At 53.3% G+C, this 15051-nt stretch carries 29 protein-coding genes; 28 read left to right on the top strand and 1 reads right to left on the bottom strand.

The features are described 5' to 3' along the window. Nucleotides 1-20: 20 nt before the first annotated feature. Nucleotides 21-935, bottom strand: a complete 915-nt coding sequence (locus G5154_RS12545; protein WP_421251051.1) for a DMT family transporter — start codon at nt 933-935, stop codon at nt 21-23. Between the two features lie 356 nt (nt 936-1291). Here G5154_RS12545 and rpsJ point away from each other — a divergent pair, with 356 nt between their 5' ends. From rpsJ to rplQ, 28 genes are all read left to right on the top strand, one after another. Then, entirely contained in the window at nt 1292-1603 is a 312-nt protein-coding gene (gene rpsJ / locus G5154_RS12540) for a 30S ribosomal protein S10 (RefSeq protein ID WP_005307944.1), read from the top strand. A gap of 22 nt (nt 1604-1625) precedes the next feature. Then, complete coding sequence (gene rplC, locus G5154_RS12535; protein WP_005340620.1) at nt 1626-2258, top strand: 50S ribosomal protein L3; 633 nt, start codon at nt 1626-1628, stop codon at nt 2256-2258. A 17-nt stretch (nt 2259-2275) separates the two neighbouring features. Then, a complete protein-coding gene (rplD, locus tag G5154_RS12530) occupies nt 2276-2881 on the top strand; it encodes a 50S ribosomal protein L4 (RefSeq protein WP_005340616.1) in 606 nt (201 codons plus the stop codon). Beyond that, complete coding sequence (rplW, locus tag G5154_RS12525; protein WP_005307955.1) at nt 2878-3180, top strand: 50S ribosomal protein L23; 303 nt, start codon at nt 2878-2880, stop codon at nt 3178-3180. Before rplD ends, rplW begins: the two co-directional genes overlap by 4 nt. Before the next feature lie 15 nt (nt 3181-3195). Then, nucleotides 3196-4017 (top strand): 50S ribosomal protein L2, encoded by an 822-nt coding sequence (rplB, locus tag G5154_RS12520; protein WP_005342685.1) that lies wholly within the window; start codon nt 3196-3198, stop codon nt 4015-4017. 22 nt (nt 4018-4039) lie between these two features. Next, nucleotides 4040-4318 (top strand): 30S ribosomal protein S19, encoded by a 279-nt coding sequence (gene rpsS / locus G5154_RS12515; protein ID WP_005307960.1) that lies wholly within the window; start codon nt 4040-4042, stop codon nt 4316-4318. Between the two features lie 10 nt (nt 4319-4328). Continuing rightward, a complete protein-coding gene (gene rplV / locus G5154_RS12510; RefSeq protein WP_005319741.1) occupies nt 4329-4673 on the top strand; it encodes a 50S ribosomal protein L22 in 345 nt (114 codons plus the stop codon). 3 nt (nt 4674-4676) lie between these two features. After that, the gene (rpsC, locus tag G5154_RS12505) at nt 4677-5390 is read left to right on the top strand and encodes a 30S ribosomal protein S3 (protein ID WP_005307962.1); all 714 of its coding nucleotides are present in this window, start codon (nt 4677-4679) and stop codon (nt 5388-5390) included. Nucleotides 5391-5403: 13 nt separating this feature from the next. Continuing rightward, nucleotides 5404-5817, top strand: a complete 414-nt coding sequence (rplP, locus tag G5154_RS12500; protein WP_005340612.1) for a 50S ribosomal protein L16 — start codon at nt 5404-5406, stop codon at nt 5815-5817. Further along, nucleotides 5817-6008 (top strand): 50S ribosomal protein L29, encoded by a 192-nt coding sequence (gene rpmC, locus G5154_RS12495; protein WP_005307965.1) that lies wholly within the window; start codon nt 5817-5819, stop codon nt 6006-6008. The genes rplP and rpmC overlap by 1 nt, the downstream gene beginning before the upstream one ends. Next, a complete protein-coding gene (gene rpsQ, locus G5154_RS12490) occupies nt 6008-6256 on the top strand; it encodes a 30S ribosomal protein S17 (protein ID WP_005307966.1) in 249 nt (82 codons plus the stop codon). Before rpmC ends, rpsQ begins: the two co-directional genes overlap by 1 nt. Nucleotides 6257-6403: 147 nt before the next feature. Further along, the gene (rplN, locus tag G5154_RS12485; RefSeq protein WP_005307975.1) at nt 6404-6772 is read left to right on the top strand and encodes a 50S ribosomal protein L14; all 369 of its coding nucleotides are present in this window, start codon (nt 6404-6406) and stop codon (nt 6770-6772) included. A gap of 11 nt (nt 6773-6783) precedes the next feature. Then, a complete protein-coding gene (gene rplX / locus G5154_RS12480; RefSeq protein WP_005307977.1) occupies nt 6784-7101 on the top strand; it encodes a 50S ribosomal protein L24 in 318 nt (105 codons plus the stop codon). Between the two features lie 13 nt (nt 7102-7114). Continuing rightward, a complete protein-coding gene (rplE, locus tag G5154_RS12475; protein ID WP_005331162.1) occupies nt 7115-7654 on the top strand; it encodes a 50S ribosomal protein L5 in 540 nt (179 codons plus the stop codon). Nucleotides 7655-7664: 10 nt separating this feature from the next. Beyond that, the gene (gene rpsN / locus G5154_RS12470; RefSeq protein WP_005340609.1) at nt 7665-7970 is read left to right on the top strand and encodes a 30S ribosomal protein S14; all 306 of its coding nucleotides are present in this window, start codon (nt 7665-7667) and stop codon (nt 7968-7970) included. A gap of 21 nt (nt 7971-7991) precedes the next feature. Beyond that, complete coding sequence (rpsH, locus tag G5154_RS12465) at nt 7992-8384, top strand: 30S ribosomal protein S8 (protein ID WP_005307980.1); 393 nt, start codon at nt 7992-7994, stop codon at nt 8382-8384. Between the two features lie 13 nt (nt 8385-8397). Then, on the top strand, nt 8398-8931 hold the full coding sequence (gene rplF, locus G5154_RS12460; protein ID WP_005307981.1) for a 50S ribosomal protein L6: 534 nt from the start codon (nt 8398-8400) through the stop codon (nt 8929-8931). A gap of 9 nt (nt 8932-8940) precedes the next feature. Continuing rightward, on the top strand, nt 8941-9294 hold the full coding sequence (gene rplR, locus G5154_RS12455) for a 50S ribosomal protein L18 (protein WP_005340606.1): 354 nt from the start codon (nt 8941-8943) through the stop codon (nt 9292-9294). Nucleotides 9295-9308: 14 nt separating this feature from the next. Beyond that, a complete protein-coding gene (gene rpsE / locus G5154_RS12450) occupies nt 9309-9809 on the top strand; it encodes a 30S ribosomal protein S5 (protein WP_005342686.1) in 501 nt (166 codons plus the stop codon). Between the two features lie 6 nt (nt 9810-9815). Then, the gene (gene rpmD / locus G5154_RS12445) at nt 9816-9995 is read left to right on the top strand and encodes a 50S ribosomal protein L30 (protein WP_005307985.1); all 180 of its coding nucleotides are present in this window, start codon (nt 9816-9818) and stop codon (nt 9993-9995) included. Between the two features lie 2 nt (nt 9996-9997). Then, entirely contained in the window at nt 9998-10435 is a 438-nt protein-coding gene (rplO, locus tag G5154_RS12440; protein WP_005342691.1) for a 50S ribosomal protein L15, read from the top strand. An 8-nt stretch (nt 10436-10443) separates the two neighbouring features. Further along, nucleotides 10444-11772 (top strand): preprotein translocase subunit SecY, encoded by a 1329-nt coding sequence (gene secY, locus G5154_RS12435; protein WP_005307989.1) that lies wholly within the window; start codon nt 10444-10446, stop codon nt 11770-11772. A 27-nt stretch (nt 11773-11799) separates the two neighbouring features. Continuing rightward, complete coding sequence (rpmJ, locus tag G5154_RS12430; RefSeq protein WP_005319705.1) at nt 11800-11913, top strand: 50S ribosomal protein L36; 114 nt, start codon at nt 11800-11802, stop codon at nt 11911-11913. A 139-nt stretch (nt 11914-12052) separates the two neighbouring features. Beyond that, entirely contained in the window at nt 12053-12409 is a 357-nt protein-coding gene (rpsM, locus tag G5154_RS12425) for a 30S ribosomal protein S13 (protein ID WP_005307991.1), read from the top strand. A 14-nt stretch (nt 12410-12423) separates the two neighbouring features. Next, nucleotides 12424-12813: a 30S ribosomal protein S11 gene (rpsK, locus tag G5154_RS12420; protein ID WP_005307993.1), complete on the top strand. Its 390-nt coding sequence runs from the start codon at nt 12424-12426 to the stop codon at nt 12811-12813. A 40-nt stretch (nt 12814-12853) separates the two neighbouring features. Beyond that, on the top strand, nt 12854-13474 hold the full coding sequence (gene rpsD, locus G5154_RS12415) for a 30S ribosomal protein S4 (protein WP_005342696.1): 621 nt from the start codon (nt 12854-12856) through the stop codon (nt 13472-13474). A gap of 25 nt (nt 13475-13499) precedes the next feature. Then, nucleotides 13500-14489 carry a DNA-directed RNA polymerase subunit alpha gene (locus G5154_RS12410; RefSeq protein ID WP_005307997.1) on the top strand — a complete coding sequence of 330 codons (990 nt, stop codon included), beginning with the start codon at nt 13500-13502 and terminating at the stop codon, nt 14487-14489. Between the two features lie 43 nt (nt 14490-14532). Next, complete coding sequence (rplQ, locus tag G5154_RS12405; RefSeq protein WP_005307999.1) at nt 14533-14916, top strand: 50S ribosomal protein L17; 384 nt, start codon at nt 14533-14535, stop codon at nt 14914-14916. The last annotated feature ends 135 nt before the right edge of the window (nt 14917-15051 follow it).

Below are 15051 nucleotides of genomic sequence, written 5' to 3'. Positions count from 1 at the left end.
GGATACGCCCTTCTGCATGGTCAGCTCTTTGTCTCGGCTGATGCACGATAGCGTTTGCCGTACTTGAGCTGCTGGATCAGCAGGGCGGCAACGATGAGCGCCAACCCGATGGGGGTGGCCGGATGGATGGCTTCGCCGATCAACAGGTTGAGCAGCACCAGTGAGGCAAACGGCGAGATGAAGATGAGGTTGCTGATGGGGGCCGTGTTGGTGGCATGGCGCAGGGCCATCAGCCAGAGCACGAAACCGAAACCCATCTCGAACAGTCCCACATAGATGGCACCAGCCCATCCCTGCCAGGCGGTCATGGCAAAATCGGAGAGCAACCAGGTCGCCACGACGATAAAAGGCAGGCTGATCATAAAGCCGAGCAACAGGCTGACGATGGGATCCCCCTGATTGCGGGTGTTGAGGATCCAGTAGCTGGCCCAGATGAGGGTCGAGACCAGCGCTAACGTTACGCCGAGGGGGCTGTCGAACTGCAGGCCGAATACATCCCCTCTGGTGGCGATCACCAGTGCGCCAAAGTAGCCGAGCACGATGGCGACGCCATCACGCCGACGCAGCTTCTGGCCGAGGAAGGGGACGGCCAGCAGAGTGAGGGTGATGGCCCAGGTGTAGTTGAGGGTCTGTGCCTGCTGGGCAGGCAGCAGGTCATAGGCTTTGAACAGCAACAGGTAATAGAGAAAGGGGTTCAGCACACCCAGAGTCAAGTAGTAGAAAGGACGGGCCTTGATGTAGCTCCCCAGCAGCGGCAGTTTGCCCTGTTTGGCGACGACGGCTGTCAGCGTGAGAGTTGAGGTGAAGGCGGCCACAAGCAACAGTTGCACGGGTTCGAAATAGGCGAGGGAGATCTTGAAGGCTGTGGCGACCGTCGACCAGAGGGCAACGGCGCAAAGGCCATACTGATAGGCTTTCTTTTGATCTTGGAGCATGGGATGTCGTTCCACTGACGGAGGCAAGCGCACAGTCTACCAGTCTGCTTGTAACATTGTCGTTACCTGGGTGTTGGTAGCAGAGTGCGTTGCCGCAGGCGAGATCCATCTGTTACATAAAACTGCGCATAATCTGTTCGCTCTCCCTTGCGCAAATTTGAAAAATCCGTATAATCCCCTCCGCTTACCCATGAGGTAAGCCAGACGATATGTCTGTTGCTGAGTTTACTGCTTGCAGAGACCAGCCATACAGTCCTCCCGATATGGGGGGAAACGTGAAAAATCGCACCTCTGGCGGGAGAAATCTCGGTCGGGCGGTGTTGATTTATGTTCTTTTATCTATTGGAGCTCTGTCAATGCAGAACCAAAGAATCCGTATCCGCCTGAAGGCTTTTGATCATCGCCTGATTGATCAATCCACTGCGGAAATCGTTGAAACTGCAAAGCGCACTGGCGCGCAGGTTCGTGGTCCTATTCCGCTGCCGACTCGCAAAGAGCGCTTCACCGTCCTGATCTCCCCGCACGTCAACAAAGATGCGCGTGATCAGTACGAGATCCGCACTCACAAGCGTCTGGTAGACATCGTTGAGCCGACTGACAAGACCGTAGACGCCCTGATGCGTCTGGATCTGGCAGCTGGTGTAGACGTCCAGATCAGCCTGGGTTAATTACGGAAAGAGGTTGATAACAATGACAATCGGTCTTGTAGGTCGCAAAGTGGGTATGACTCGCATCTTCACTGAAGATGGCGTTTCTATCCCGGTGACTGTTATCGAAGTTGAAGCTAACCGTGTAACTCAGGTCAAATCTGTAGAAACCGACGGCTACAACGCTATTCAGGTTACCACTGGCGCCAAGAAAGCCAGCCGTGTAACCAAGCCGGAAGCTGGCCACTTCGCCAAAGCTGGTGTAGAAGCCGGTCGCGGTCTGTGGGAATTCCGCCTGAACAACGGTGAAACTTTCACTGTTGGTAGCGAGCTGAAAGTAGATCTTCTCGCTGACGTTAAGCTGGTAGACGTTACCGGCACATCCAAAGGTAAGGGCTTTGCTGGTACTGTTAAGCGCCACAACTTCCGCACCCAGGATATGACCCACGGTAACTCCTTGTCTCACCGCGTTCCGGGTTCTATCGGTCAGAACCAGACTCCGGGTCGTGTATTCAAGGGCAAAAAGATGGCTGGTCACATGGGTGCTGAGCGTGTAACGACTCAGAACCTGGAACTGGTTCGTGTTGACGCTGAACGCAACCTGCTGCTCATCAAAGGTGCAGTACCGGGTGCAACCAACGGCAACGTGATCGTTAAACCTGCCGTCAAAGCGTAACGTCTGAGGAGATAGTAATGGAATTGGTAATGAAAGACGCCAAGAGCGCTCTTGAAGTTTCCGAGACTACCTTCGGGCGCGAATTCAACGAAGCTCTGGTTCACCAGGTTGTCGTTGCTTATGCCGCTGGTGCCCGTCAGGGTACTCGTGCGCAGCTGACTCGCTCTGAAGTGTCTGGTGGCGGCAAAAAGCCGTGGCGTCAGAAGGGTACTGGTCGTGCCCGTGCTGGCTCCATCCGTTCGCCCATTTGGCGTTCCGGTGGTGTGACTTTTGCTGCTAAGCCGCAAGATCACAGCCAGAAAGTAAACAAGAAGATGTACCGCGGCGCTATCCGTAGCATTCTGTCCGAGCTGGTACGTCAAGAGCGCCTGATCGTTGTTGAGAAGTTCGGCATCGAAGCTCCGAAGACCAAAGAACTGATCGCCAAGCTGAAAGAAATGGAACTGACTGACGTTCTGATCGTGACTGCTGAAGTCGATGAGAACCTGTTCCTGGCTGCTCGCAACCTGTACAAAGTTGACGTGCGTGACGTTGCCGGTATCGACCCGGTCAGCCTGATCGCTTTCGACAAGGTTCTGATGACTGCTGACGCAGTTAAGCAAATCGAGGAGATGCTGGCATGATCCGTGAAGAGCGTCTGCTGAAAGTTCTGAAGGCTCCGCACATCTCTGAAAAGAGCACCATGGTCGCAGAAAAGCAGAACACTATCGTGTTCAAAGTTGCTGTTGATGCCACCAAGGCGGAAGTCAAAGCTGCAGTTGCGAAACTGTTCGAGGTCGAAGTTGAGACCGTCCGTACCCTGAACATGAAGGGTAAGACCAAGCGCGCAGGTGCACGCGTAGGCCGTCGTTCCGATTGGAAAAAGGCCTATGTGACCCTGAAAGCTGGTCAGGACATCGACTTCATGGGCGCAGCCGAGTAAGAGGAGTTCTCAAAAATGGCAATCGTTAAGTGCAAGCCTACTTCTCCGGGCCGCCGCCACGTCGTCAAGATCGTCAATCAAGAGCTGTACAAGGGCAAGCCCTTCGCCGCTCTGCTGGACAGCAAAAGCAAGTCCGGTGGTCGTAACAACAACGGCCGCATCACTACCCGTCATATCGGTGGTGGTCACAAGCAGCACTACCGTATCGTCGACTTCAAGCGCGACAAAGACGGTATTCCGGCTAAAGTAGAGCGTCTGGAATACGATCCGAACCGTACCGCTAACATCGCTCTGGTGGTGTATGCAGACGGTGAGCGTCGTTACATCCTAGCTCCGAAAGGCCTGAAAGCTGGTGATGCGATCGCTTCTGGTGCTGATGCAGCCATCAAGGTAGGTAACGCCCTGCCGATGCGCAACATCCCGGTTGGTTCTACCGTTCACGCTGTAGAGATGAAGCCTGGTAAAGGTGCCCAGCTGGCTCGTTCCGCTGGTACTTTCATCCAGATCCTGGCTCGTGAAGGTAACTATGTAACTCTGCGTCTGCGTTCCGGCGAAGTACGTAAAGTTCTGGCCGAGTGCCGCGCTACCATCGGTGAAGTCGGTAACTCCGAGCACATGTTGCGTCAACTGGGTAAAGCCGGTGCAAACCGCTGGCGTGGTATTCGTCCGACCGTTCGCGGTATGGCGATGAACCCGGTTGATCACCCGCACGGTGGTGGTGAGGGTCGTAACAAGGGCATGCAGCCTGTGTCCCCATGGGGCCAGAAGGCTAAAGGCTTCAAGACCCGTAAGAACAAGCGTACCGACAAGTACATCGTACGTCGTCGTAACAAGTAATTGTTAACATAGAGGAATCACCATGCCACGTTCTCTCAAGAAGGGTCCATTTATTGACCTGCACTTGCTGAAGAAGGTAGAGAAAGCGGTGGAAAGCGGGGATAAAAAGCCGGTTAAAACCTGGTCCCGTCGTTCAATGATCATCCCGAACATGATCGGTTTGACCATCGCTGTCCATAATGGTCGTCAGCACGTTCCGGTTTTCGTTACCGAAGAAATGATCGGTCACAAACTGGGTGAATTCGCACCGACTCGTACTTATCGCGGCCATGCTGCTGATAAGAAGGCTAAGAAGCGCTAAGGGATAAATGATGGAAGCTATCGCTAAACACCGTTATGCCCGTACTTCTGCCCAGAAAGCTCGTCTGGTAGCCGATCAAGTACGTGGTCTGTCCGTAGACAAGGCTCTGAATATCCTGACCTTCAGCCCGAAAAAGGCTGCAGTGCTGGTTAAGAAAGTGCTGGAATCTGCCATTGCAAACGCTGAGCACAACGAAGGCGCCGATATCGACGCGCTGCGTGTTGCTACTATCATGGTCGACGAAGGTCCCTCCATGAAGCGCATCCGTCCGCGTGCCAAAGGTCGTGCGGATCGTATCCTCAAGCGTACCGCTCACATCACTGTAGTGGTATCCGACGCTAAGGCTGGGAGATAAGCAATGGGTCAGAAAGTACATCCTAATGGCATTCGCCTGGGTATTACCAAGCCTTGGAATTCTACCTGGTTCGCGAACACCAAAGACTTCGCTGACAACCTGTACAGCGATTTTCAAGTACGCCAGTTCCTGACCAAGGAACTGAAAAACGCGTCCTTGTCCAAGATCACCATTGAGCGTCCGGCCAAGAGCATCCGTGTGACCATTCACACCGCTCGTCCGGGTGTTGTAATCGGTAAGAAAGGCGAAGACGTTGAGAAGCTGCGCAAAGCTGTAGCCACTATTGCTGGCGTGCCTGCTCAGATCAACATTTCCGAAGTCCGCAAGCCGGAGCTGGATGGCAAACTCGTTGCCGACAGCATCACTTCCCAGCTGGAGCGTCGTGTAATGTTCCGTCGTGCTATGAAGCGCGCCGTACAGAACGCAATGCGCCTGGGTGCCAAGGGCATCAAAGTGGAAGTTTCCGGTCGTCTGGGCGGCGCTGAAATCGCGCGTACCGAATGGTACCGTGAAGGTCGTGTGCCGTTGCACACCCTGCGTGCCGACATCGACTACGCAACTTCTGAAGCCCACACCACTTACGGTGTGATCGGCGTTAAAGTTTGGATCTTCAAGGGCGAAGTTCTGGGCGGTCTGGCTGCTGTTAACGCTGCCGCTGCTCAAGAGCAAGCTCCTGCAAAGCCCAAGCGTGACAACAAGCGCCGCGCTGCTAAGTAAGGAGATTCGGTAAATGTTGCAACCTAAGCGTACTAAATTCCGCAAGACCCACAAGGGTCGTAACCGCGGTCTGGCCACCTCTGGTAACGAAGTATCCTTCGGTACCTTTGGCCTGAAGGCGACATCCCGTGGTCAACTGACTGCTCGTCAAATCGAAGCAGCCCGTCGTGCCATGACCCGTCACGTTAAGCGTCAAGGTAAGATCTGGATCCGTGTGTTCCCGGACAAGCCCATCACCGAAAAGCCCCTCGAAGTTCGTATGGGTAAAGGTAAGGGTAACGTGGAATACTGGGTTTGCCCGATCCAGCCTGGCAAGGTTCTGTACGAGATGGACGGTGTACCTGAGGCTCTGGCGCGTGAAGCGTTTGCCCTGGCCGCAGCTAAGCTGTCTGTTCAGACCACTTTCGTAATTAAGACGGTGATGTGATGAAAGCCCAAGATCTGCGTCAAAAGAGCGTCGAAGAACTGAACCAGGAGCTGCTGGGCCTGCTGCGTGAGCAATTCAACATGCGCATGCAAGCGTCCACCGGCCAGCTGGCTCAGACTCACACTCTGAAACAAGTGCGTCGTGACGTCGCACGTATCAAGACTGTACTGACTGAGAAGGCAGGTGCGTAATGACTGACAAGATCCGTACTCTGCAAGGTCGTGTAATCAGCGACAAGATGGACAAGTCCATCACTGTTGCTATCGAGCGCAAGGTAAAGCACCCGATCTACGGTAAGATCATCAAGCGCACTACCAAGCTGCACGTGCATGACGAAAACAACGAATGCAAAGCTGGCGACCTCGTGGAAATCCGCGAATGCCGCCCGCTGTCCAAGACCAAGTCCTGGACCCTGGTTGCCGTTGTAGAAAAGGCCTAATCGGTACTTTGTAGTCCAAGCGGCCCCTTTCAGGGGCCGTTTGTTTTTTAGGCTACCTTTTCTGAAAATCCTGTGTTATAGTTTCGCGCCTTTTGAAGGCAGCCAGATCCCATTAGGGATAAGAAGTAAACAAAGCGGAGCACTAAGATGATCCAGATGCAAAGTATGCTGGGTGTTGCCGACAACTCCGGCGCTCGCAGTGTAATGTGTATTAAGGTTCTGGGTGGCTCGCACCGCCGTTACGCCGGCATCGGCGACATCATCAAGGTTTCCATCAAGGAAGCCATTCCTCGCGGTAAAGTGAAGAAAGGTGATGTGTATAACGCGGTGGTCGTACGCACCCGTAAAGGCGTTCGTCGTCCGGACGGCTCTGTCATCCGTTTCGACAACAATGCGGCTGTGTTGCTTAACAACAACCAACAGCCAATCGGTACTCGTATTTTTGGCCCGGTGACCCGTGAACTGCGTAATGAGAAGTTCATGAAGATTGTGTCCCTGGCACCCGAAGTACTGTAAGGAGTCGAACGATGGCAGCTAAAATCCGTCGCGAAGACGAAGTGATTGTTCTTACCGGCAAAGACAAGGGCAAGCGTGGCAAAGTCACTCAGGTTCTGATTGCTAAAGGTAAGGTAATCGTGGAAGGCATCAATCAGGTGAAGAAACACCAGAAGCCGGTACCCGCACTGGGTCAGGCTGGCGGTATCGTCACCAAAGAAGCCCCCATCGATGTATCAAACGTAGCGCTGTTCAACTCTGCCACTGGCAAAGCTGACCGCGTTGGTTTCCGGATTGAAGACGGCAAAAAAGTTCGTTTCTTCAAATCCACCGGCGAACTTGTGAAGTAATTGGAGTTTAACGATGGCGAAACTGCATGATTACTACAAATCCGATGTAGTAAATGAACTGTCAAAGCAGTTCGGTTACAAGACTATCATGCAAGTCCCTCGGATCGAGAAAATCACCCTGAACATGGGTGTTGGTGAAGCGATCTCTGACAAGAAGTTGCTGGAAAATGCTGCTGCCGATATGGCTGCCATTTCCGGTCAGAAGCCGCTGATCACCAAAGCTCGCAAATCTGTTGCGGGCTTCAAGATTCGTGAAGGCTACCCGATAGGTTGTAAAGTAACCCTGCGTGGCGAGCGTATGTGGGAGTTCCTGGAACGGCTGATCTGCATCTCCGTACCGCGTATCCGTGACTTCCGTGGCCTGAACGCTAAAGCGTTCGACGGTCGTGGTAACTACTCCATGGGCGTGCGTGAGCAGATCATCTTCCCGGAAATCGACTATGACAAAGTCGATCGCGTCCGTGGTCTGGATATCACCATCACCACTTCCGCGAATACCGATGAAGAAGGCCGTGCTCTGCTGGCTGCCTTTAACTTCCCATTCCGCAAGTAAGGTTAGGGTTATGGCTAAAACATCCATGAAAGCGCGCGAAGCAAAGCGTGCCAAGCTGGTAGCCAAGTACGCGACCAAGCGTGCCGAGCTGAAAGCTATCATCGTTGACATGAACGCTTCTGAAGAAGCGCGTTGGGATGCTGTACTGCAACTGCAACAGCTGCCCCGTGATTCCAGTCCGTCCCGCCAGCGTAACCGTTGCAATATTACTGGTCGTCCGCACGGTTTCCTGCGCAAGTTTGGCCTGTCTCGCATCAAGGTGCGTGAGCATGCCATGAAGGGCGAAATTCCGGGCCTGAAGAAGGCTTCTTGGTAACGAATCTCGGGAGTTAGACTTATGAGCATGCAAGATCCGATCGCGGACATGCTGACCCGCATCCGTAACGGTCAGGCGGCGAGCAAAGTTGCGGTTTCCATGCCTTCTTCCAAGCTGAAAGTGGCTATCGCCAAAGTGCTGAAAGAAGAAGGTTACATCGCTGGCTACTCCGTAGCTGGTGACGTGAAGCCGGAACTGGAAATTGAACTGAAATATTTCCAGGGCAAGCCAGTTGTAGAACTGATCCAACGCGTGAGCCGTCCCGGCCTGCGTATTTACAAGCGCACTACTGATCTGCCGAAAGTTATGGGCGGTCTCGGTGTTGCTATCGTGTCCACGTCTAAAGGTGTGATGACTGACCGTGCTGCCCGTAAAGCAAGCATGGGCGGTGAGATCATCTGCTACGTCGCTTAATAGGAGGTAGGAAATGTCTCGTGTTGCTAAGGCACCCGTCACTATTCCTGCTGGCGTAGAGGTGACTCTGAACGGCCAGGAACTGTCCATCAAAGGTGGTAAAGGTTCCCTGGTTCGCTCTATTCACGCCGGTGTAGAAGTGACCAAAGAAGACAATGTACTGAAGTTCGCCCCGCGCGACGGCATCGCTGGTGCTGACGCTCAGGCCGGTACTGCCCGTGCATTGGTCAACAACATGGTAATCGGTGTTACCCAAGGCTTCGAGCGCAAGCTGCAGCTGGTTGGTGTAGGTTATAAAGCCTCCATCAAGGGCAATGCTGTTGCGCTGGCTCTGGGCTTCTCTCACCCGGTAGAGCATGCGCTGCCGGCTGGTGTGACCGCTGAGTGCCCGACTGCCACAGAAATCGTTCTGCGTGGTGTCGACAAGCAGCTGGTTGGCCAAGTCGCCGCCGATATCCGTGCTTACCGCGCTCCGGAGCCCTACAAGGGCAAGGGTGTACGCTATGCCAACGAGCAAGTGCGTACTAAAGAAGCTAAGAAGAAGTAAGGTAACACTATGGACAAGAAAGCAGCTCGTCTCCGTCGTGCTACTCGTGCTCGGAAAAAGATGCAGGAACTGGGAGCTACCCGTCTGGTTGTTCACCGTACCCCGCGTCATATCTATGCGCAGGTTATTGCAGCCAACGGTTCCGAAGTTCTGGCCTCTGCTTCCACAGTAGAGAAAGCCATCAGTGAAGCTCTGAAATACACCGGTAACGCAGATGCGGCTACCGCTGTAGGTAAAGCTATCGCTGAGCGTGCTATTGCCAAAGGCGTTCAGAACGTATCTTTCGATCGTTCCGGTTTCAAGTATCACGGTCGCATCGCTGCCCTGGCAGCTGCCGCACGTGACGCTGGTCTTCAGTTCTAAGCTAGGAGTCGAAGATGGCTAAAGTCGAATCTCAAGCCGGCGAACTGCAAGAAAAGCTCATTGCAGTAAACCGTGTTTCGAAAACTGTTAAAGGTGGTCGTATCATGTCCTTCACCGCGTTGACCGTGGTGGGTGATGGTAACGGCCGTGTAGGTTACGGTTACGGTAAAGCCCGTGAAGTTCCGGCTGCTATTCAAAAAGCAATGGAACAGGCCAAGCGTAACCTGAACAAGGTTGAACTGAACAACGGCACCCTGCACCACCCGGTGAAAGGTGTTCACTCCGGTTCCACCGTGTTCATGAAGCCGGCCTCTCAAGGTACTGGTATCATCGCAGGCGGCGCCATGCGTGCCGTTCTGGAAGTTGCTGGTATCCACAACGTGCTGGCTAAGACCTACGGTTCCACCAACCCAATCAACGTTGTTCGCGCAACTGTAGACGCTCTGGTTCACGGTCAGTCACCGGAACAGATCGCTGCCAAGCGTGGTCTGCGCGTTGAAGAAATTCTGGGGTAATGCGACATGGCTAACACTGTAAAAGTAACTCAAACTCGCAGCTCTATCGGCCGTCTGCCAAAGCACAAGGCGACTCTGCGTGGTCTGGGTCTGCGTCGCATTGGTCACACCGTTGAGCTGGAAGATACTCCTTGCGTACGTGGTATGATCAACCAGGTTTATTACATGGTTAAGGTGGAGGGCTAAGCATGCGTCTGAATACTCTGTCTCCGGCCGCTGGTTCCAAGCGCGTTAAGCACCGTCCGGGCCGTGGTATCGGTTCTGGTCTGGGCAAGACCGGTGGTCGTGGTGTTAAAGGTCAAACCTCTCGTTCCGGTGGCGGTAAAGTCCGCAACGGTTTCGAAGGCGGCCAGATGCCTTTGAAAATCCGTCTGCCGAAGTTCGGTTTCTTCTCTCGCAAATCTTTGGTATCTGCCGAAGTGCGCCTGAACGAAATCGCCCTGGTAGAAGGTGATGTAGTCGACGTGAGCACTCTGAAGCAAGCCGGCGTTCTGACCAAGAACATCGTGTTCGCTAAAGTTGTTCTGTCTGGCAACATTGACCGTGCTGTGACCGTTCGTGGTCTGTCCGTCACCAAAGGTGCACGTGCAGCCATCGAGGCCGCTGGCGGTAAAATCGAGGAATAATCAGTACAATGGCTAAGAAACCAGGATTGGATGTTAAAGCACAGGGTGGTCTGAGTGAACTAAAGAGCCGTCTGCTCTTCGTTCTCGGGGCGATTATCGTTTTCCGTGCAGGCTCTTATGTGCCGATTCCTGGTATTGACGCCGCCGTACTGGCCGAGTTGTTCCAGCAACAGAAGGGCACCATCATTGAGATGTTCAACATGTTCAGTGGTGGTGCACTATCGCGTGCTTCTATTCTTGCGTTGGGGATCATGCCGTACATTTCGGCGTCGATCATTATCCAGCTGCTGACAGTGGTTCATCCTGCTCTTGCTGAACTCAAGAAAGAGGGTGAATCCGGCCGTCGCAAGATTAGCCAATATACCCGTTGGGGCACGCTGGTTTTGGGAACTTTCCAGGCCATTGGTATTGCAACCGGTCTGCCGAATATGATGCAAGGACTCGTGACTCATCCGGGTTTGGGCTTCTATTTCACAGCGGTTGTGAGTCTGGTCACCGGTACCATGTTCTTGATGTGGTTGGGTGAGCAGATTACCGAGCGTGGGATTGGTAATGGTATCTCGTTGATTATTTTCACAGGTATCGTTGCTGGTCTGCCGCATGCCATTGGCGCTACGGCCGAACAGGCACGTCAAGGGGAATTGCACATCCTGCTGTTGTTGTTGCTGGGCTTGATTGTTTTCGCAGTGACTTACTTTGTGGTGTTCGTGGAGCGTGGTCAGCGTCGTATCGTCGTTAACTATGCCAAGCGTCAACAAGGCCGCCAGGTATTTGCTGCGCAAAGCACACACCTGCCGTTGAAAGTGAATATGGCTGGTGTGATTCCTGCGATTTTCGCATCCAGTATCATCCTCTTCCCGGGGACCATTACCTCCTGGTTTGGTCAGGGTGAGGGTAAAGTCGCTGATATCCTGCAACAGGTCTCTATGGTCCTGCAGCCGGGTCAGCCGCTTTACGAGATGCTGTATGCAGCAGCCATTATCTTTTTCTGTTTCTTCTATACCGCGCTGGTGTTCAACCCCCGCGAGACAGCAGATAACCTGAAGAAGAGTGGAGCCTTTATCCCGGGGATCCGCCCGGGCGAGCAGACAGCACGTTATATCGATAAGGTTATGACTCGCCTGACATTGGCAGGTGCGCTCTATATAACCTTTATCTGTCTGGTACCCCAGTTCCTGATGACTGCCTGGAACGTACAGTTCTACTTCGGTGGCACTTCGCTGCTGATTATTGTGGTGGTTATCATGGACTTCATGGCTCAGGTACAAACCCATATGATGTCTCATCAATATGGTGACGTCCTGAGGAAGGCCAACCTGAAGGGCTACGGCCGCTAAAGGTCGGCGTAGTTACGGAGTTAAGCAATGAAAGTTCGTGCTTCCGTTAAGGCAATCTGCCGTAACTGCAAAATCATCAAGCGTCACGGTGTGGTGCGTGTGATTTGCAGCGAGCCAAAGCATAAACAGCGCCAAGGCTAATTTTTTACGGTTAGTACTTGCAACAAATAGTTGTGCTGGCTACTATAGCCAGCCAACTTTTGTTGTGTATTGGTTGACCGCCACGTATCCGCTCACGGGCTTTGTGGTGGTCGTAATCTACTATATGTAGGAGTGAATAGTGGCCCGTATCGCTGGCATTAACATTCCTGACCATAAGCATGCAGTCATCGCTTTGACTGCTATTTATGGCGTCGGTCGTACCCGCTCCAAGGCCATCTGTGCCGCAGCCGGTATCGCTGAGAATGTGAAAATTAAAGACCTGGACGAAGCTCAGATCGAGAGTCTGCGTGAACAAGTAGGTAAATTCACCGTTGAAGGTGACCTGCGTCGTCAGATTTCCATGAACATCAAGCGTTTGATGGATCTGGGTTGCTACCGTGGTTTGCGTCACCGTCGTAGCCTGCCTGTTCGTGGTCAACGTACCAAGACCAACGCTCGTACCCGTAAGGGTCCGCGCAAGGCTATCAAGAAGTAACGGGAAGGTAGAAAATGGCTAAAACTCCGACTCGTGCTCGCAAGCGCGTTAAAAAGCAAGTGAGCGACGGTATTGCGCACGTTCATGCATCTTTCAACAACACAATCGTGACCATTACTGACCGTCAGGGCAACGCTCTGTCTTGGGCTACTTCTGGTGGTTCCGGTTTCCGTGGTTCTCGTAAGTCCACCCCGTTCGCTGCTCAGGTAGCTGCTGAACGCGCTGGTGAGATGGCCAAAGAATATGGCGTCAAGAACCTGGAAGTCATGGTCAAAGGTCCGGGTCCCGGTCGTGAGTCTTCCATCCGCGCCCTGAACGCGGCTGGTTTCCGCATCACTAACATTACTGATGTGACTCCGATCCCGCACAACGGTTGTCGTCCTCCCAAGAAGCGCCGCGTGTAACGCTGGTAGCTACTTGGTCTAGGATTGTTGGAGAAAGAAGATGGCAAGATATATCGGTCCTAAGCTTAAGCTTAGCCGTCGTGAGGGCACAGACCTCTTCCTGAAGTCTGGTGTTCGCGCGATTGATTCTAAGTGCAAGATTGACACCGCTCCTGGTCAGCACGGCGCTCGTAAGCCCCGCCTGTCCGACTACGGTGTACAACTGCGCGAGAAACAAAAAGTTCGTCGTATTTACGGCGTATTGGAAAAACAGTTCCGCAACTACTACCGCGACGCTGCCCGTCAAAAGGGTAACACCGGTGAAAACCTGTTGCAGCTGCTGGAAGGTCGTCTGGACAACGTCGTATACCGCATGGGCTTCGGTGCTACCCGCGCTGAATCTCGTCAGCTGGTGAGCCATAAGGCCATCATGGTAAACGGCCGCGTTGTGAACATTCCTTCTTTCCAGGTTTCCCCTGAGGACGTGATCTGCGTTCGTGAGAAGGCTAAGAAGCAAGCGCGTATCAAAGCTGCCCTTGAGGTTGCTGGTCAGCGCGAGAAGCCGACTTGGGTAGAGGTTGATGCCGCTAAAATGGAAGGTGCCTTCAAGCGCCTGCCGGAGCGTTCCGACCTGTCTGCCGACATTAACGAACAGCTGATCGTCGAGCTTTACTCCAAGTAAAGCTAGCTTCTAAAGAGAGGACACAATGCTGGGTTCTGTAACAGATTTTCTTAAACCGCGGCTAGTTGACATCGAGCAAGTTAGCCCGACTCATGCGAAAGTGACTCTTGAGCCACTTGAGCGTGGCTTTGGTCACACGCTGGGTAACGCCCTGCGTCGTATTTTGCTGTCTTCTATGCCCGGTTGTGCAGTTACTGAAGTCGAAATTGACGGTGTACTGCATGAGTACAGCAGCAAAGAAGGTGTACAGGAAGACATTCTTGAAATCCTGCTCAACCTGAAAGGTATCGCTGTGAAGCTGGAAGGCAAGGACGAGGTAACTCTGTCCCTGACCAAGTCTGGAACAGGCCCCGTTACCGCAGGTGATATCACTCACGGTGATGAAGTCGAGATCGTAAACCCGGAGCACGTAATCTGCCACCTGACTGGTGCCAATGCTGAAATCAGCATGCGCCTGAAAGTTCAGCGCGGTCGTGGTTATGTGCCTGCTTCTGCTCGTGTTCACAACGATGATGAAGAGCGTCCTATTGGTCGCCTGCTGCTGGACTCTGCGTTCAGCCCCATCGTTCGTATTGCCTACAATGTTGAGGCAGCACGTGTGGAACAGCGTACCGACTTGGACAAGCTGGTTATCGACATGGAGACCAATGGTACTCTGGATCCTGAAGAAGCCATCCGTCGTTCTGCCACTATCTTGGCTGAGCAACTGGAAGCCTTCGTGGATCTGCGCGATGTCAGCGTGCCCGAGAAGAAAGAAGAGAAACCCGAGTTTGATCCGATTCTGCTGCGTCCTGTCGATGATTTGGAGCTGACAGTTCGTTCTGCGAACTGTCTGAAGGCAGAAGCTATCCACTATATTGGTGATCTGGTACAGCGTACCGAAGTTGAGTTGCTTAAAACTCCTAACCTCGGTAAGAAGTCCCTGACTGAGATCAAGGACGTGTTGGCCTCCCGTGGTCTGTCTCTTGGCATGCGCCTTGAGAACTGGCCGCCCGCCAGCATCGCTGACGAGTAATCCAGATTACGGGTTTCACAGATTTAGTTAGAAGGATAAGGTCATGCGCCATCGTTTGAGTGGTCGTCAACTGAACCGGAACAGCAGCCATCGTCAGGCTATGTTCCGCAACATGGCCAGCTCCCTGGTTCGTCATGAGATCATCAAGACGACTCTGCCTAAGGCAAAAGAGCTGCGTCGTGTAGTTGAACCGCTGATCACCCTTGCCAAGACTGATAGCGTTGCTAATCGTCGTCTGGCATTTGCCCGCACTCGCGATAACGCGATCGTGGCTAAGCTGTTCAATGAACTGGGCCCGCGCTACCTGGAGCGCGCCGGCGGTTATACTCGCATTCTGAAATGCGGTTTCCGTGCTGGCGACAACGCCCCTATGGCTTATATTGAGCTGGTAGACCGCCCGGCCGCTGCTGAAGCAGCTGCTGAGTGATAAAGAAAAAGCCGGGCTTGTCCCGGCTTTTCTTTTAAGAGATTTTGATACTGCCTCAACTGCCTCAACTGCCTCAACTGCCTCAACTGCCTCAACTGCCTCAACTGCCTCAACTGCCTCAACTGCCTCAACTGC

The organism is Aeromonas sp. 600527 (assembly GCF_049175415.1).
Lineage (GTDB): Bacteria > Pseudomonadota > Gammaproteobacteria > Enterobacterales > Aeromonadaceae > Aeromonas > Aeromonas veronii_A.
This window is presented reverse-complemented; position numbering and strand designations above follow the sequence as displayed.

Bases quoted from the DNA above. Each gene is read 5' to 3' on its own strand.
- rpsD (WP_005342696.1), top strand. From the start codon at position 12,854: ATGGCAAGATATATCGGTCCTAAGCTTAAGCTTAGCCGTCGTGAGGGC.
- rplF (WP_005307981.1), top strand. From the start codon at position 8,398: ATGTCTCGTGTTGCTAAGGCACCCGTCACTATTCCTGCTGGCGTAGAG.
- rplR (WP_005340606.1), top strand. From the start codon at position 8,941: ATGGACAAGAAAGCAGCTCGTCTCCGTCGTGCTACTCGTGCTCGGAAA.
- G5154_RS12545 (WP_421251051.1), bottom strand. From the start codon at position 935: ATGCTCCAAGATCAAAAGAAAGCCTATCAGTATGGCCTTTGCGCCGTT.
- rpmC (WP_005307965.1), top strand. From the start codon at position 5,817: ATGAAAGCCCAAGATCTGCGTCAAAAGAGCGTCGAAGAACTGAACCAG.
- rpsQ (WP_005307966.1), top strand. From the start codon at position 6,008: ATGACTGACAAGATCCGTACTCTGCAAGGTCGTGTAATCAGCGACAAG.
- rpmD (WP_005307985.1), top strand. From the start codon at position 9,816: ATGGCTAACACTGTAAAAGTAACTCAAACTCGCAGCTCTATCGGCCGT.
- rplV (WP_005319741.1), top strand. From the start codon at position 4,329: ATGGAAGCTATCGCTAAACACCGTTATGCCCGTACTTCTGCCCAGAAA.
- G5154_RS12410 (WP_005307997.1), top strand. From the start codon at position 13,500: ATGCTGGGTTCTGTAACAGATTTTCTTAAACCGCGGCTAGTTGACATC.
- rplN (WP_005307975.1), top strand. From the start codon at position 6,404: ATGATCCAGATGCAAAGTATGCTGGGTGTTGCCGACAACTCCGGCGCT.
- rplX (WP_005307977.1), top strand. From the start codon at position 6,784: ATGGCAGCTAAAATCCGTCGCGAAGACGAAGTGATTGTTCTTACCGGC.
- rpsN (WP_005340609.1), top strand. From the start codon at position 7,665: ATGGCTAAAACATCCATGAAAGCGCGCGAAGCAAAGCGTGCCAAGCTG.
- rpsS (WP_005307960.1), top strand. From the start codon at position 4,040: ATGCCACGTTCTCTCAAGAAGGGTCCATTTATTGACCTGCACTTGCTG.
- rpsC (WP_005307962.1), top strand. From the start codon at position 4,677: ATGGGTCAGAAAGTACATCCTAATGGCATTCGCCTGGGTATTACCAAG.
- rplO (WP_005342691.1), top strand. From the start codon at position 9,998: ATGCGTCTGAATACTCTGTCTCCGGCCGCTGGTTCCAAGCGCGTTAAG.
- rplD (WP_005340616.1), top strand. From the start codon at position 2,276: ATGGAATTGGTAATGAAAGACGCCAAGAGCGCTCTTGAAGTTTCCGAG.
- rpsK (WP_005307993.1), top strand. From the start codon at position 12,424: ATGGCTAAAACTCCGACTCGTGCTCGCAAGCGCGTTAAAAAGCAAGTG.
- secY (WP_005307989.1), top strand. From the start codon at position 10,444: ATGGCTAAGAAACCAGGATTGGATGTTAAAGCACAGGGTGGTCTGAGT.
- rpsE (WP_005342686.1), top strand. From the start codon at position 9,309: ATGGCTAAAGTCGAATCTCAAGCCGGCGAACTGCAAGAAAAGCTCATT.
- rplC (WP_005340620.1), top strand. From the start codon at position 1,626: ATGACAATCGGTCTTGTAGGTCGCAAAGTGGGTATGACTCGCATCTTC.
- rplQ (WP_005307999.1), top strand. From the start codon at position 14,533: ATGCGCCATCGTTTGAGTGGTCGTCAACTGAACCGGAACAGCAGCCAT.
- rplE (WP_005331162.1), top strand. From the start codon at position 7,115: ATGGCGAAACTGCATGATTACTACAAATCCGATGTAGTAAATGAACTG.
- rplP (WP_005340612.1), top strand. From the start codon at position 5,404: ATGTTGCAACCTAAGCGTACTAAATTCCGCAAGACCCACAAGGGTCGT.
- rpmJ (WP_005319705.1), top strand. From the start codon at position 11,800: ATGAAAGTTCGTGCTTCCGTTAAGGCAATCTGCCGTAACTGCAAAATC.
- rplB (WP_005342685.1), top strand. From the start codon at position 3,196: ATGGCAATCGTTAAGTGCAAGCCTACTTCTCCGGGCCGCCGCCACGTC.
- rpsH (WP_005307980.1), top strand. From the start codon at position 7,992: ATGAGCATGCAAGATCCGATCGCGGACATGCTGACCCGCATCCGTAAC.
- rpsJ (WP_005307944.1), top strand. From the start codon at position 1,292: ATGCAGAACCAAAGAATCCGTATCCGCCTGAAGGCTTTTGATCATCGC.
- rplW (WP_005307955.1), top strand. From the start codon at position 2,878: ATGATCCGTGAAGAGCGTCTGCTGAAAGTTCTGAAGGCTCCGCACATC.